General features: G+C 70.5%; 8 protein-coding genes. 4 read left to right on the plus strand and 4 right to left on the minus strand.

Going from position 1 to position 14,531, the window contains the following annotated elements:
* The first annotated feature begins 612 nt into the window (after nt 1–612).
* Both BLP83_RS09785 and BLP83_RS09790 read left to right on the plus strand, forming a co-directional pair.
* A complete protein-coding gene (locus tag BLP83_RS09785) occupies nt 613–3,945 on the plus strand; it encodes a TonB-dependent receptor (RefSeq protein WP_091241968.1) in 3,333 nt (1,110 codons plus the stop codon).
* 188 nt (nt 3,946–4,133) lie between these two features.
* Nucleotides 4,134–4,448, plus strand: a complete 315-nt coding sequence (locus BLP83_RS09790; RefSeq protein WP_091241971.1) for a non-heme iron oxygenase ferredoxin subunit — start codon at nt 4,134–4,136, stop codon at nt 4,446–4,448.
* Between the two features lie 99 nt (nt 4,449–4,547).
* Here the strand turns inward: BLP83_RS09790 and BLP83_RS09795 are convergent, their stop codons facing one another.
* Both BLP83_RS09795 and kbl read right to left on the minus strand, forming a co-directional pair.
* Complete coding sequence (locus BLP83_RS09795) at nt 4,548–4,946, minus strand: HNH endonuclease (protein WP_091241974.1); 399 nt, start codon at nt 4,944–4,946, stop codon at nt 4,548–4,550.
* 36 nt (nt 4,947–4,982) lie between these two features.
* A complete protein-coding gene (gene kbl / locus BLP83_RS09800) occupies nt 4,983–6,176 on the minus strand; it encodes a glycine C-acetyltransferase (RefSeq protein ID WP_091241977.1) in 1,194 nt (397 codons plus the stop codon).
* 267 nt (nt 6,177–6,443) lie between these two features.
* Here kbl and BLP83_RS09805 point away from each other — a divergent pair, with 267 nt between their 5' ends.
* Together BLP83_RS09805 and BLP83_RS09810 are read left to right on the plus strand one after the other, a co-directional pair.
* Nucleotides 6,444–8,156, plus strand: coding sequence for an autotransporter assembly complex protein TamA (locus BLP83_RS09805; RefSeq protein WP_143006629.1), 1,713 nt, complete (start codon nt 6,444–6,446; stop codon nt 8,154–8,156).
* Nucleotides 8,153–12,169 (plus strand): translocation/assembly module TamB domain-containing protein, encoded by a 4,017-nt coding sequence (locus tag BLP83_RS09810; protein ID WP_091241982.1) that lies wholly within the window; start codon nt 8,153–8,155, stop codon nt 12,167–12,169. Before BLP83_RS09805 ends, BLP83_RS09810 begins: the two co-directional genes overlap by 4 nt.
* An 85-nt stretch (nt 12,170–12,254) precedes the next feature.
* Here BLP83_RS09810 and BLP83_RS18675 read toward each other — a convergent pair whose 3' ends face one another.
* Together BLP83_RS18675 and BLP83_RS09820 are read right to left on the minus strand one after the other, a co-directional pair.
* The gene (locus BLP83_RS18675; protein WP_091241983.1) at nt 12,255–12,968 is read right to left on the minus strand and encodes a hypothetical protein; all 714 of its coding nucleotides are present in this window, start codon (nt 12,966–12,968) and stop codon (nt 12,255–12,257) included.
* A 94-nt stretch (nt 12,969–13,062) separates the two neighbouring features.
* Nucleotides 13,063–14,529 (minus strand): choice-of-anchor Q domain-containing protein, encoded by a 1,467-nt coding sequence (locus tag BLP83_RS09820; RefSeq protein ID WP_091241986.1) that lies wholly within the window; start codon nt 14,527–14,529, stop codon nt 13,063–13,065.
* Nucleotides 14,530–14,531: the final 2 nt, after the last annotated feature.

Below are 14,531 nucleotides of genomic sequence, written 5' to 3' on the forward strand. Positions count from 1 at the left end.
CGCTTCGGCTGGATCAAGCATCGCGTGCTCGATCCGCGGGCGGCGCTCCATGGCGCGCGGCAACGCCGAATTCTCCAGCGTTGCCCCAGGCTTTGTACGAGCTTCGCGCCCGCCAACGCTGGCTGCACACAAGCCTCGCGTGGCGGTGCCCCGCCAGCGGTGGGCGTTTCGCTGGCGGCCCGATGGGCACCTGTCCGGACCTGCGCGAGGAGGCGCGGTGCGGCCCTGCCGCGGGCGGCGACTGCGCCCCTCGGAACGGCCTCGGAAGTGGCCAAAGCGGACGTGCAGGGCGCAGGCAGTGCGGCCCCATGCTGGCCTTTCGGCCGCCAGGGCCGCCCCGTTCCGCCGCCCGGCCGACATGACCGTCTGGCGTCCGAGCTACAAAACTGTCATATAGTCCGGTTAAACTTGAGTTAACGACCGTCCTCCCGCTACGCCTGCGTATGGCCGCAGCGACGGTGGGCGCGCCGATTCTCAAACGTGGTTCGAAGGGCTGCCCTTGGGCAGCTCGTCGCCGCCAACGCGGCGACACCCGCCGGAACGCGTCACCCGCCCAGGCTGCCGCGCACCGGACCAGCAAGCTCCCCCCTCCAAACGCAGGAACTCAGCACGATGAACAAGCAGTTGCGGGTCACCCGACTTGCCGGCGCCCTGGCGCTGGTGCTTGCGACTTCCACCCCGGTCTTCGCGCAGACCACCTCGGCCCAGATGGCCGGTCGCGTGACCTCCGAGCAGGGCGAAGCCCTGGCCGGCGCCGAGGTCGTGATCGTCCACACCCCCTCCGGCACCACCGTGCGCTCCACCACCGACGCCGAGGGCCGCTACACCGCCCGTGGCCTGCGCGTCGGCGGCCCCTACACCGTCACCGTGCTGCGCCCTGGTTTTGAGCCCGAGAGCACCGAGAACGTGTTCCTGCAGCTGAACGAAGTCACCGCCGTCAACGTCGACCTGGCCGCCGAGGCCACCGAGCTTGAGGCTGTCACCGTGGTGGGCTCGGCCGGCACGGTGTTCTCACCCGAGCGCATGGGCGCCAGCACCCAGATCAGCCGTGACCAGCTCGACAGCTTCGCCTCGATCCAGCGCAACCTGCAGGACTACGCCCGCCTCGACCCGCGCGTGTCGCAGACCGACAAGGATCGCGGTGAAATCTCGGTGGCCGGCCAGAACAGCCGCTTCAACCGCATCACCGTCGACGGCGTCAGCATCTCCGACACCTTCGGCCTCGAAGCCAACAACCTGCCGACGCAGAAGCAGCCGATCTCGATCGACGCGATCGACGCGGTGCAGATCAACATCTCCAACGTCGACGTGACCCAGAAGGGCTACACCGGCGCCAACATCAACGCCGTCACCAAGTCGGGCACCAACGAGTTCAGCGGCAGCGTCTACTACGTGTGGCGCGACGACCAGCTGGCCGGCGACCGCTACAACCGCACCAGCGACAGCTTCTTCGCACCGCCGGCATCGGAAGATGAAACCGTCGGTGTGACCTTCGGCGGCCCGATCCTGAAGGACCGCCTGTTCTTCTTCCTGTCGTACGAAGACTACAAGTCGACCCGCGTGGGCAACACCTTCGTGCCCCTGGGCGGCAACGGCACCGAGGTCTTCATCACCCAGCAGGACATCGACGCGACCCGCGCTCTGGCGCAGAGCCGCTACGGCATCGACATCGGCACCGCCGATGCGCCGACCCAGGCGGAACTCTCGGTCGAAGACGTGCTGCTGAAGTTCGACTGGAACATCAATGATTTCCAGCGCGCCAACCTGCGCTACACCAAGACCGAGGAGTCCAACCCGATCTTCCCGGGCTCCGGCACGCGCGCGCTGAGCCTGAGCTCGCACTGGTACACCCAGGAGAAGACCGTCGAATCGCTGGTCGGCCAGTGGTACGCCGACTGGACCGACAGTTTCTCGACGGAACTGCGCGTCAGCCGCTCCGAGTACGACAGCGCGCCGAACAACAACAGCTTCCTGCCGGCGATCACGGTCCAGTTCACCGGTGGCACTCCCCCGGCTGGAGTGCTGGGCGGCACCCGCAGCCTGAACTTCGGCACCGAGCGCTCGCGCCACTTCAACGTGCTGGGCACCACGTCGGACGAGATCTTCTTCGCCGGCAACTGGTTCGTCGGCGACCATGAGATCAAGGCCGGTTTCGACTGGTCCAACATCGACGTCTACAACGCCTTCCTGCAGGACACCCGCGGCAACTACACGTTCGCCTGCTTGACGGGTTGCGCCAACAGCTTCGAGTCGGGTCGCCCGACCAACTACCAGGTGCAGGTGGCCCGCCCGGGCCTCACCCTGGATGACGGCGTGGCGCAGTGGGAGCTGGGCAACTGGGGCGTCTTCCTGCAGGACACCTGGGCGGTCAACTACAACCTGAGCCTGCAGTTCGGCGTGCGCTATGACCGCACCCGCATGCCGGAAAGCCCGCTGTTCAACGCCGCCGCGGCCGCTGCTCCGGGCCCGATCGTCAACGGCCGCGCCACCGGCGGTTTTGGCCTCGACAACAGCGCCACGCTGGATGGCAAGGGCCTGTTCCAGCCGCGTCTGGGCATGAACTACACCTTCGACACCGAGCGTGCGACCCAGCTGCGCGCCGGCATCGGTCTGTTCCAGGGCTCGGCCGCCAACGTGTGGCTGTCCAACCCCTACTCCAACACCGGTCTGGCCACCCAGGTCGTGGGCTGCGGCGGCACGTTCGCCGCCTGCTCGGCCGATGGGATCTTCAACCCGGATCCGAACAACCAGAACGTGTCCTTCCCCGGCTCGAACCCGGCCGCCAACGTCGATTTCCTGTCGCCGGATCTGGAGCTGCCCTCGGTTTGGAAGGCCAACCTGGCCTTCGATCATGAAACCCCGTTCTGGGGTGCGGTGTTCACCGCCGAGCTGCTGCTGACCCAGACCGAAAGCGGCATCTACTACCGCCACCTCAATCTGGGTGAGGCCACGCGTCTCGGTCCGGATGGCCGCGCCCTGTTCTGGAACCCGGCCGGCTACAACGCCAACTGCTGGAACGCCAACGGCACGGCAGTCACCAGCGGCGCCTGTGCCGGGGCGAATTCACCGCGCTCGCGCTTCCAGAACAACAGCGCGTTCAACAACGTGCTGGTCGCCGAGAACACCACCAAGGGCAGCGGCCAGAACCTGACCCTGTCGCTGTCGCGCGCCCGCCAGGACGATCCCTGGTCGTGGTCGGTGGCCTACAACTATTCCGATGCGGACGAGGTCAGCCCGCTGACCTCCTCGGTCGGCAACTCGAACTGGGCCAACCGGGCTGTGTTCAACCCCAATGAGGAGGTGGTGGCACGTTCGCCCTACGTGGTGCGTGACCGCTTCGTTGCCACCCTGGGCTACCGCGCCTTCCTGTTCGGCGACAACGCCACCGATTTCGGCCTGTTCTATGAAGGCCGCAAGGGCAAGCCCTACAGCTGGACCTTCAACAACGACGCCAACGGCGATGGCATCCTCGGAAACGATCTGATGTACATCCCGAGCGCCCAGGGCAGCGGCGAGGTGGTCTTCCGCGGTGGTGCCGCTGAAGAGGCCGCGTTCTGGCAGGTCGTGCGTGACAACGGTCTGGACCGGTTCGCGGGCCAGGTGGTCGGACGCAACACCGAGTTCTCGCCGTGGACCAACAGCTTCGACATCCGCGTCAGCCAGCAGCTGCCGGGCTTCATGGACGGCCACAAGACCGAGATCGTTCTCGACATCCTCAACGTTGGCAACCTGATCAACAAGGATTGGGGTCGCATTGACGAAATCGGTTTCAACGGTGGTACCAACGTCGGCGGCGCCCAGGCCCGCAGCTTTGTGGCCTACAACGGTATGGACGCTCAGGGGCGTTACGTCTACAGCCTGCTTGAGACCGAGAACTTCACCACCCGCCAGAACCGCGGCGAGTCGCAGTGGGCCGCGCAGATCACCCTGCGCTACCGCTTCTGATGTCCCGCGCGTGTCGGGCCCGTCCGGGTCCGGCACGCGGCATGGGATGCGACACTTGCACGGCCGGCGCAGCGATGCGCCGGCCGTTCTTTTTGTGCGGGTCTGGGACTGGATGGGCGCTGTCGTCCGCCGAACGCGGCGGTCGCGCTCGCCCTGTGCCACGCCTTTTGGCTTTGAGGGAGTCAGCAATGCAGGGTTGGATTGCCGTGTGCGGCGAGAATCAGATGGCCGAAGGCGAGTTCCAGGTGGTGTGGGACGGCGACACCGCCATCGCCGTGTACCGCACCGCCGAAGGCTGGTTTGCGGTCGAGGATGTCTGCACCCACGACGGCGCCGAGTTGGCCGGCGGCCCGGTGCACGGCTGCGTGGTCGAATGCCCGCGTCACGGCGCCCGCTTCGACCTGCGCACAGGCGAAGCTCTGTGCGCGCCGGCCTATGAGGCGATCGCGGTGTTTCCGGTGCGGCTGGAAGGCGGGGTGGTCTATACCCGCGACGATCGCTGAGAGCCGGGATTCGGGATTCGGGATTGGGGATTCGAAGAAGCGCGCTGATCGCGTGCCCCGACGGGCGTCTCGTGTGCATAGGGTGGGTCCCGGCCCACCCTATGCGTCGTCCTGCGCTTCACCCGCCCGCCAGCGCGCCAACCGCCGTTCGAGTGCCTGTTCGGTGACCTGCAGCGCCCGTGCGTCCTGCGGCCCGCGCGCGTCCGGACCTTTGCCCTTGGATTGATTGCAGGTGGCGCAGGCGAGCGCCAGGTTGCGAGCGTCGTTGGCGTCGCTGCCGACACGCGCGCACAGATCCGCCGCGGCGCGTTTGCCGAACCAGGCCTGCGGGATCACGTGCTCCAGCGAGCCGGCGCCGCGCGGCTCGCCGTCGGGCTTGAACTCCAGCCGCGCGCGGCAGTGCAGGCAGCGGGTGCGGTAGCCGCCGTCCGCGAGCACCTCGGCCTGCACGTCCGTGTGCAGGGCGCGCAGGAACAGGCGCTTCAGGGCAGGGCGCATCGAGGCCGACCGGGCGTCACGCGAAAGCGCTGAGGCTCAGCCCTTCAGGACGCCCAGCCGCTTGCCAACGGCGATGAAGGCCTCGGCGGCGCGCTCGATCTGCTCCGGCGTATGCGCCGCGCTCATCTGCGTGCGGATGCGCGCCTGGCCCTTGGGTACCACCGGAAAGAAAAAGCCGATCGCGTACACGCCTTCCTCCAGCAGCTCGGCAGCGAAGCGCTGCGCCAGCGGCGCGTCGTAGAGCATGACCGGAACGATCGGGTGCTCGCCGGGCTTCAGATCGAAACCGGCGGCGGCGAGCTTCGCGCGGAAGCGCGCGGTGTTGTCGCGCAGGCGCGCGCGCAGCTCGGTGGCGGCGACGATGCGCTCGAACACGGCGAGGCCGGAGGCCACCACCGAGGGCGGCAGCGCGTTCGAGAACAGGTAGGGCCGGGAACGCTGGCGCAGCATCTCGATGACCTCGCGCGAGCCGCAGGTGAAGCCACCGAGCGCGCCGCCCAGCGCCTTGCCCAGGGTGCCGGTGATGATGTCGATCTTCTCCAGCACCCCCTTCACTTCGGCCGAGCCGCGGCCGGTCTCGCCCAAGAAACCGGTGGCGTGGCATTCGTCGATGTGCACGGACGCGCCGTACTTCGCCGCCAGCGCGGTGATCTGGTCGAGCGGGGCGATGAAGCCGTCCATCGAGAACACGCCGTCGGTGGTGATCAGGATGTCGCGCACCCCATCGGCCCGCGCCTGCTGCAGCTGCTTTTCGAGGTCCGCCATGTCGCAGTTGGCGTAGCGGTAGCGCTTGGCCTTGCACAGGCGCACCCCGTCAATGATCGAGGCGTGGTTCAGAGCGTCGGAGATGATCGCGTCCTGCTCGCCCAGCAGGGGCTCGAACAGGCCGCCATTGGCGTCGAAGCAGGCGGCGTAGAGGATCGCGTCGTCCTTGCCGAAGAACTCGGCGATTTTCGCTTCCAGCTGCTTGTGCAGGTCCTGGGTACCGCAGATGAAGCGCACGCTGGCCATGCCGTGGCCGTGGGTGTCCAGCGCGCTTTTTGCCGCTTCGATCACGCCGGGGTCGTCGGCCAGGCCGAGGTAGTTGTTGGCGCAGAAGTTCAGCACCCGGCGGCCGTCCGCCAGCTCTATCTCGGCCGACTGCGGGGAGACGATGATGCGCTCGGACTTGAACAGCCCGGCGGCGCGGATTTCGTCGAGTTCAGAAGCGAGGCGCGAGTTGAGGCTCATGGGCGTGGGAATCGGCAGCGGGCGCGGGGCGCGGGGCCGCCATTGTCCTAGAGCGGCGCGTGCATCCCAAGTGTCGATCGATGCGGCCATGCGTTGAATGCCGGTTTGACTCGACCTGCGCCGGGACTGGGTATCCTGCGCCGACCCTCCGATCGAGCCTCCGGCGTTTTGGATCGACTGCCCGCTCTTCTGTGTCTGTGCCTGCTGCTGTGCCCCGCGGCCGCAGCGCGCGCGCAGGCGGACCTCCCGACAGACCGGGCCAGCGACGTGAAGGCGGCCGATCGCGCGCCGCTGCGCCTCGCCAGCGTGCGGGTGCGCGGCCTGAGCGCCAGCCAGGCCGACAACGTGCGGGCCCAGGTCGGGCTGTTCCAGCTCGACGAAGCCGATCGCGAGGATGTCGGCCCTGGCCGCATGGCCCTGCTGCTGCGGCGTGCGCCGGACGAAGTGCGACGCGCGCTGGAGCCCTTCGGCTACTACGCGGTGGGTGTCGACGTGCAGGTCGACGAAACCGCGGCGGGCCTCGCGGTGAGCCTGAACGTGCAGCGCGGCCCGCCGGTGCGGGTGCGGACGGTGGACGTGCGGGTCGAAGGCGCCGCCGCGGAGGACGCGCGCATTGCCTCGGCCATCGCTGCGTTCCGCCCGCGCGTGGGCGACCTGATGAACCACGCCCGCTACGAGGGCGGCAAGGCGGCGATCGCCCGCGAACTGTCGGCGCGCGGCTATTTCGATGCGCGGCTGGAAGAGAACCGCGTTGAAGTCATCCGCGCCGACAGCCGCGCCGACATCCGGCTGCGCTGGGCGAGCGGTGCCCGCTACCGCTTCGGCACGGTCGCCATCGACGGCAGCCAGCTCGAGCCGGGCCTCGTTGAACGTTGGATCGACATCGCGCCCGGCCAGGACTTCGACCAGGCCGAACTGCTCCAGCTGCACCAGCGCTTGGGCGACCTCGACTATTTCGGTTTCATCGACCTTCGCCCCGAGCCCGAACCCGACACGCTGGATGTGCCGGTGCAGGTCGAGCTCGCGCCCGCCAAACGGGACATCTACACCGCCGGCCTGAGTTTCGGCACCGACTCGGGGGCAGGCCTGAAGCTGGGCCTCGATCGCCGCTGGGTGAACGCGCGCGGACACAAGTTCAGCGCCGGCCTCGACCTTGCCCAGCGACGCAGCGCGCTGAACAGCCTGTATCGCATCCCCGCTTTCGCGCCCATCGAGGGGTGGTACCAGCTCGGCGCCAGCTACCGTGAGGACGAGAGCGAACTGGTCGACAGCGAGACCGCCGAGCTGTCGGCCAGTCGCATCGGTCGCCTCGGTGACTGGAGCCTCGAACTCGGCCTGCATGCGCTGCGCGAGCGCTATGCGATCGGCGTCGAGCGCAATCTGGAAACCAGCGGCCTGTCGACCCTCGTCTATCCGGCGCTGCGCGCGCGCTGGCAGCGCTACAACGACGCCAACTACTCGACCCGTGGCTTCAGCTTCACCGGCGAAGTGAAGCAGGGCCTGAGCGCGCTGGGCTCGGACGCGAACTTCACCCAGCTGCTGGTGCAGGCCCGCTACATCCGCGGCTTCGGCGAGCGCAACCGCGTGCTGCTGCGCGGCCAGCTGGGCAGAACCTTCTCCGGCGAGTTCCTGCGCCTGCCGTCCTCGCTGCGCTTCTTCGCCGGCGGCGATCGCAGCGTGCGCGGCTACGGCTACCAGGAGATCAGCCCGTCGGGCCTGGGCGGCAATCCTGTTGGCGGTCGCAACCTCGCCGTGCTCAACATCGAGTACGAGCGCATGTTCACCGAGGCCTGGGGCGCGGCCGTGTTCGCCGACGCCGGCAGCGCCTTCAATGACGGCAGCATCGATCTGCGGCGCGGTGCGGGGCTTGGCCTGCGCTGGCGCTCGCCGGTGGGCCAGGTGGCGCTGGACCTGGCGCGGGGCCTGGACGATCCGCGCGAGCCTTTTCAGATCCACCTCAGCCTGGGGCCTGAGCTGTGAGTCGCGTCCGTCGCTGGCTGCGTCTCACCGCGCTTGCGCTCGGTGCGGGCGCACTGTTGCTCGCGCTGTTCGGCGCCTGGCTGCTGGGCACCGAAGCCGGCGCCCGCTTCGCCCTGGCGCGCCTGCAGGGCGCGCTGCCTGCCGGCAGTCTGCACTGGCAGCTCGTGCGCGGCAGCCTCACCCACGGGCTGGCCTTCGAGGGCCTGCGCTATCAGCAGGATGGCCTGAGCCTCGAGATCGAGCGTCTGCAGCTGCGCGCGGAGCTGGGTGCACTGGCCGCCGCGCGCCTGCATGTGCAGGCGATCGAGGGCGAGGGCATCCGCCTCGTGCTGCCGCCCGACGAGGCCGATCCGCCACCGCCGAGCTTCGAGCTCGCCTTGCCGGAATCACTGCCCAGCCTCGTGCTGCCCATCGAGCTGGCGCTCGACTCGGCCGAGCTGCGCGGGCTGCGCATCGAGCGGGCGTCGGATGCGCTTGCACCCGCCGCCTCGGCGCTTGCGGGCGAGGGCGCAGCGGCCGACGCCGAGCCCCCGGAAGCAGCGCCAGCCGACGCGGTGGACGCGCTGCTGTTCGAGGCGGAACGCATCGCGGTCACCTCGCTGACGCTGGACGCGGGCCAGCTGCGCATGGCCGAGCTGAGCCTCGACGCGCCGCTGATCTCCCTCCGCGCGGAGGGCAGCATCGACAGCGCCCGCGACTGGCAGGCTGCGCTGCGACTGCGCGGCGAGTGGCGCGCAGGGCTCGCGGCCGCGCAGGCCTTCGAGGCCACGATCGATGGCGGACTCGCGGCGGCGCGTCTCGAACTGCGCCTGCCCGACGCGCCGGAGTTCGCCCTGGATGTCGACGTGCGCGAGGCCCTGTCGAGGCTGCAGTGGCAGCTGAATCTGCAGGCGCCCACGCCGCCGCCGGCGCTCACCGCCGTGTGGCCAATCGGCTTGGCTGGCCTGCAGCTGCGGGGCGAGGGCGGCCTGGACCGCGTCGCGCTGTCGGGCGGCTTCGCGGTCGACGGCCGCAGCTATGCCTTGGAGGCCGCCACGCTGCGCACCGATGCCTCGACTCTGCACATCGACGCCCTGCGACTGCAGCAGGGCGAGGGCAGCGCCGCGCTGCGCGGCTGGCTGCGGCTGCCGTCCGCCGATGCGCCGGCGCGCTTCGAGGCCCGCTGGGACTTCGAGCGTTTCGATCTGCCCCTGGCCGATGCCCCGCCCCTGCGCGTCGACGGCGCGCTTGAGGCCCGCGGCGCGTTCGACGATGCCGAGCTCACCCTGGCGCTGCAGCTCGCCCGCGGCGAGCTGGCCGGTGCACTGAGCGGCGGCCTGCGCGTGCAGGGCGAGCAGGCGCAGCTGCAGGCGCTGGAGCTGCGCACCGACGAGGGCCGCCTGCGCGCCGACGGCGAGCTCGACTGGAGCGAAGGCCTGCACTGGCGCATCAGGGCCGATCTGGCCGAGCTGGATGCCAGCCTGCTCGCGCCCGAGTGGCCGAGCCGGGTCTCCGCGCGTCTATACAGCGAGGGTCGCGAGACGAGGGCGGCACGCGAAGGCGTACTGCGCCTGGAGGACTTCGACGGCAGCCTGCGCGAGCAAGCCCTTCGAGGGCATGTCCGCGCGCGCTGGAGCGGCGCGCCGCCGGCCCCCGCCGCCGCACTGCCGGTGGGCGCGGGCGAGGCCGAACTGGAGCTGCGCTGGGGCGAGAGTGCGCTCAGCGGCAGCGCGCGGCTGGGCGAAACCGTAGCCGCCACGCTGCAGTTGGCACCTCTGCAGCTGGACGGTCTGGCGGCCGATGCGAAGGGAGCGCTTCGCGGCGAACTGCGTCTGTCCGGCACCCCGGCCGCGCCGCGTCTTGGCTTGGATCTGCGCGCGGACCAGGTCCGTGCCGCGGGCGCCGAGATCGATGCCCCGCACCTGCGCGGCGAGCTCGGCCTTGCGCCCGAGGCGCCGCTGCAGCTGCAGCTCGAGAGCGCTCAGACTCGCATCGCCGGCCGCGCACTGGGCGCGCTGGTGCTGGCGCTGCGCGGCGAGGTGTCGGCGCACGCGCTGTCGCTGCGGCAGCCGGTCGCCGGCGGCGGACTCGCGCTCGAACTCGCCGGCGGCTGGCGCGCGGACGAGCGGCGCTGGCTGGGTCGACTTGAGCAGCTGGATTGGCGCGCGCCGGATCGGCGCGGAAGCGGGGGCGACTGGGCCTTGGCTGAGCCCGCGGCGATCGAGCTGGGGGCGCGGCGTCTTCGCCTCGATGGCTTCTGTCTCGAAGGCACGCAGCGCGCCGAGCGCGGCAGTGCGGCGCTGTCGCCCGGCGCGGCGCCTGCGGTGGATCCCGTGGGCGCGGATGGCATCGCCTCAGGGCGCATCGACGGCGCGGAATCCCTCGGTCGGCTCTGTGCGTCGCTGCGCGGCGAGGGCAGTGAATCGCTGACCGCCCGCCTCGAGCTGGACGCCCTGCCTTTGGCGCTGCCGCTCGGGCTTCTGTCCGATCGCGAAGCTCCGGCGCGGCCGCGATGGCAGGGTGTGCTGGGCGGCAGCATCGATCTCGCGTCCAAGGCGGGCGACTGGCAGGTCGAGGGCCGGCTCGCTTCGGCGCAGGGCGGGCTCTCTCTCGGCCGGCGTGAGGGGCGCGAACTCCTGCGCTGGCAGGACTTTTCGATCGAGATCGCGGGCGATGCGGAGCTGCTGCGCCTCGGGCTGGGCGCGCGCCTGGGCGAGGACGGGCTGCTGCAGGGCGAGCTGCGCGCGCTTGCGGTGGGCAGCGAGAACGCAGGCATCGAAGGCCAACTCGCGCTGCAGCTCGACCAACTCGGTCTGCTGGAGTGGCTGAGCGACGAGGCGATGATCGCGCCCAGCGGCAGGCTCAGCGTCGAGCTCGCGTTCGACGGTGCGCTGGGCGCACCGAATCTGCGCGGCGGCGCGCAACTCAGCGGCTTCAGCGCCGAGCTGCCCGCCCTGGGCATCCGACCCAGCGAAGGCCTGATCGAGCTGCAGCTTGAGGGCGCCAGTGCGGCCGAGCTCAGCTTCGCCCTGCGCTCCGAGGGCGAGCTGCGCGGGCGCGGCCGCATCGACTGGTCGGAGGCGGCCGAGTCGCCGCTGCGCCTGAGCATCGAGGGCAGCGAAGTGCTGCTGTCGGATACCGCCCAGCTGCGTCTGTTCGCCTCGCCCGCACTGGAGCTGGAGCAGCGCGATGCGTTGCTGCGCCTGCGCGGCCGCGTCGATGTGCCGCGCGCCGACGTGAGGCTCGATCGCTTCGAGGGCGGTCAGCAGGTCAGTGCCGACGTGCTTGTGCTCGATCCGGCGCAACCCGAGCGCGCGGTCGAGGCCGCGCAGCGCGTCGATGCGGATATCCGGGTGGCCCTGGGCGAGGCGGTCGCGCTGCAGGGCTTTGGCTTGAAAGGCAAGGTGCGCGGCGAATTGCGCGTGCGCGATCGGCCCGGCCGCGCCACTCGCGCCAGCGGCAGTCTCAACGTCAGCGGCCGCTACAAGGCCTATGGACAGGATCTCGATATCACGCGCGGCCGGCTCTCCTTCGCACAGTCGCCGCTCGACAACCCGGGCCTTGATATCCGCGCCGAGCGCAGGCTGGACGAGGTGACGGTCGGTATCCGCGTCACCGGTACGGCGGCGGCGCCGGTGCTGGGCCTGTGGTCGCAGCCCAGCCTCGACCAGGCCGACGTGCTGAGCTATCTCATGCTGGGCCGGCCAGTGCGTGCGGTGCGCAGCGGCGAAGGCCAGCAGCTGAACGCTGCCGCCGCCGCACTGGGCGCAGGCGGCAACTACATCGCCGAGCGTCTGGGCGCGCGCTTGGGCTTCGATCAGGCCAGCGTCGAGGATTCCGCCGCGCTCGGTGGTGCCGCGCTCATGCTCGGCAAGTTCCTTTCGCCGCGCCTCTACGTGGCCTACGGCGTGGCCCTGTTCGGCGAGGGGCAAGTGTTCAGCATCAAATACCTGCTGACCGAGCAGTGGGACCTGCAGATCGACACCAGCGAGCGCGAGACGCGCGGTTCGGTGAACTATCGGCTGGAGCGCTGAGGAGCGAAGCCTGGAGCCGGACCCGGGCGAACCGGCTGCGCCCGCACGCGGAGCGCGGCCAGGCGCTTCGATGGGCGCAGGAAAGTCAGCGGAAAGTGCCCGCCTGGCCGCGCCGGCAGAGCCTGCGTTCGTCGTCGATCAGCGTGCGACGTTCGGCATCGCTGATGCCGGAGACCATCTTGCGGCGGAGATCGGCGCAGGTGGCGCCGCCGCCGGCGCCCAGGCCCACCAGACTGAGCACGGCCTGCACGCGGTCCGCCGGGCTCACTTCCTCGCGCACGTGGAAGCCTTCGGCAAAGGCTTCGCCGCGGCCCGGCAGGACCTGCGCGGGGCGGTCGAGCGGCCCGCGTTCGTACTGTGTCGTGGATGTGCCCTCACCGGCGAAGGCGCCGATCTGCGCCGCCAGAGAGCGCGCGATCGGCGCCGGCTCCATGGGCTCGTTTGCGCTCGCGGCGCGTTCATCGACGGCATTGGTCGGCGGCGGCTCGGGGGCGACATCCACGGCCGCCGAGCGCACGCGAGTGTCGCGCTCCGTTCGCGTTGGCGCCTGCGGCATGGGCGGCACCGGTGGCGCCTCGGTGGCGCGGCGAATCCATTCGACCTGCAGCGGCGTGTCCTCGGCCGCGGGCAGGCGCTGCCGATCGCCGGCCAGCAGCCACAGCAGCATCAGCGCATGCACGCCCAGCGCGATGCCCACCGCGCTGGCCGGACGCTGGAGCCAGGCAGGTGCCGGCCTCCGCAGGCGCGTGCGCGGCGGCGGGCTCGGCGCGTGGGGCAGGGCGTCGGCAATTCGGGGCATGCGGCGGGCAGGCAAGAGGGAGCGCGCATGCTGGTGAGGCGCGCATTAAGCCCGGGTTAGCCGCGCGGCAAGCCGGCGTTATCCGTCGCCGGGCTCAGGGCGTGCTTTCGAAACCGTTGCGGAAGATCGCGACCGGCAGCGGGTGCTCGTAGGCGCCGACATCGCACTGCGCCTCGCCGTCGCCGTCGCCATCGATGGGCCGCTCGGTATCGCGGGCGTCCTTGACCGGGCAGCTGCTCAGGCTGTCGATCACGCCGCTGTCAGGGCCGAACACCAGCACCGGCATCAGCCCGTCGCGGGTGTCCAGGGTGCCCAGCTGGCTGCTGCTGATGGGCTGAGCGCCGCTCGCTGCGAGTGCGCCGCAGCTCGCCGACTCGGCGAACAGGTTGCCGCGCAGCAGCCCACCGCCCTGCACCAGCGCGCCGCTCAGGTCACAGCTCGACGTGCTGCCGCCGGCGCTGGCGTCAGTGGCGGCCAGCACCGTGCCGGAGAGGCGATCGACAACGAGCGAGCCGGTGACCGCCAGATGGCCTCCGCCGGGCGCGCGATTGCGCTGCAGGCTGAGGTTGCGCGCGTCCAGCGAGAAACCGCCGACCTCGATCGCGCCGCCGCGGAGACTCGCGATGTTGCGCTCGAAGCTGAGGTTCTCGAGGTTGAGGGCGGGCGGCAGGGCCACCGCGGAGGCCGACAGGATTGCCAGCGCACCGCCGCTGCGGGCGTTGTTGCCGCCGAAGTAGCCCTGCTCGATGGTGATCACGCACTGCGGGCAGCTGCCGCCGATGGCGCCGCCGATCGCCGCCTGCACGCCATCCACGCTGTTGTCGATGAAGCGGTTGCCCTGCAGGAAGGCGAGGCCGAACTCGGGCAGGCTGAGCGCCAGCGCACCGCCTGCACTCACGCTGCCGCTGCTGCCGAGCGCGAAGTTGCGCTCGAAGCGGCTGCCGCGCAGGTCCACCGAGGTGGCTTCGGTGGCGATCGCGCCGCCACCCGCGCTCGGGCCCATCGCGAGGTTGTCGGTGAATGCGCTGTCCAGCACCGTCAGGGTCGCTGCCTGGGGCTGGTACACCGCGCCGCCGACGGTTTCGCCGCTGCTGCCTTCGGCCGTGCAGGCCTCGAAGCGCATGCGCTCCAGGCGCAGACTGGCTTGGGCACTGGCGTGGGCGAGCACGCAGCCGCCGCGCGCCGCCTTGCCGCGGCGCAGGTGCAGGTCGGTCAGGGCCAGGCTGGTGTTGCCCGTGCCGGTCTCGAAGATGCGGTGGAAGGTCTGGCCGTCGATGCGGAAGCCCGGGCTGGCGGCGGCCGTGATGGTCAGATCCGCAGTGCTGATCACCGGCAGCGGCGAGAGCAGGCTGAGGGTGACCGCGCTGCCGGGGACCTGGATTTCGATGACGTGCGGACCGGGCGCGGCATTGGCGAGGGTGATCGCCGCGCGCAGGCTGCCTTCGCCGCTGTCCTCGGCGGAGTCGACCACGAAGGTGGCGGCGCCGACCACCTGGGCCAGGCCGAGGCCGAGGGCGAGTGCAAGGCTGATGGGCAGACGGTGCGAAGCTTCGGTGCGCATGC

Source organism: Aquimonas voraii (assembly GCF_900101825.1).
GTDB classification, from domain to species: Bacteria; Pseudomonadota; Gammaproteobacteria; order Xanthomonadales; family Xanthomonadaceae; genus Aquimonas; species Aquimonas voraii.

Excerpts from the sequence above, each read along its gene's own strand:
- BLP83_RS09785 (WP_091241968.1), top strand. The coding sequence starts at position 613 with ATGAACAAGCAGTTGCGGGTCACCCGACTTGCCGGCGCCCTGGCGCTG.
- BLP83_RS18675 (WP_091241983.1), bottom strand. The coding sequence starts at position 12,968 with ATGCCCCGAATTGCCGACGCCCTGCCCCACGCGCCGAGCCCGCCGCCG.
- kbl (WP_091241977.1), bottom strand. The coding sequence starts at position 6,176 with ATGAGCCTCAACTCGCGCCTCGCTTCTGAACTCGACGAAATCCGCGCC.
- BLP83_RS09790 (WP_091241971.1), top strand. The coding sequence starts at position 4,134 with ATGCAGGGTTGGATTGCCGTGTGCGGCGAGAATCAGATGGCCGAAGGC.
- BLP83_RS09795 (WP_091241974.1), bottom strand. The coding sequence starts at position 4,946 with ATGCGCCCTGCCCTGAAGCGCCTGTTCCTGCGCGCCCTGCACACGGAC.
- BLP83_RS09820 (WP_091241986.1), bottom strand. The coding sequence starts at position 14,529 with ATGCGCACCGAAGCTTCGCACCGTCTGCCCATCAGCCTTGCACTCGCC.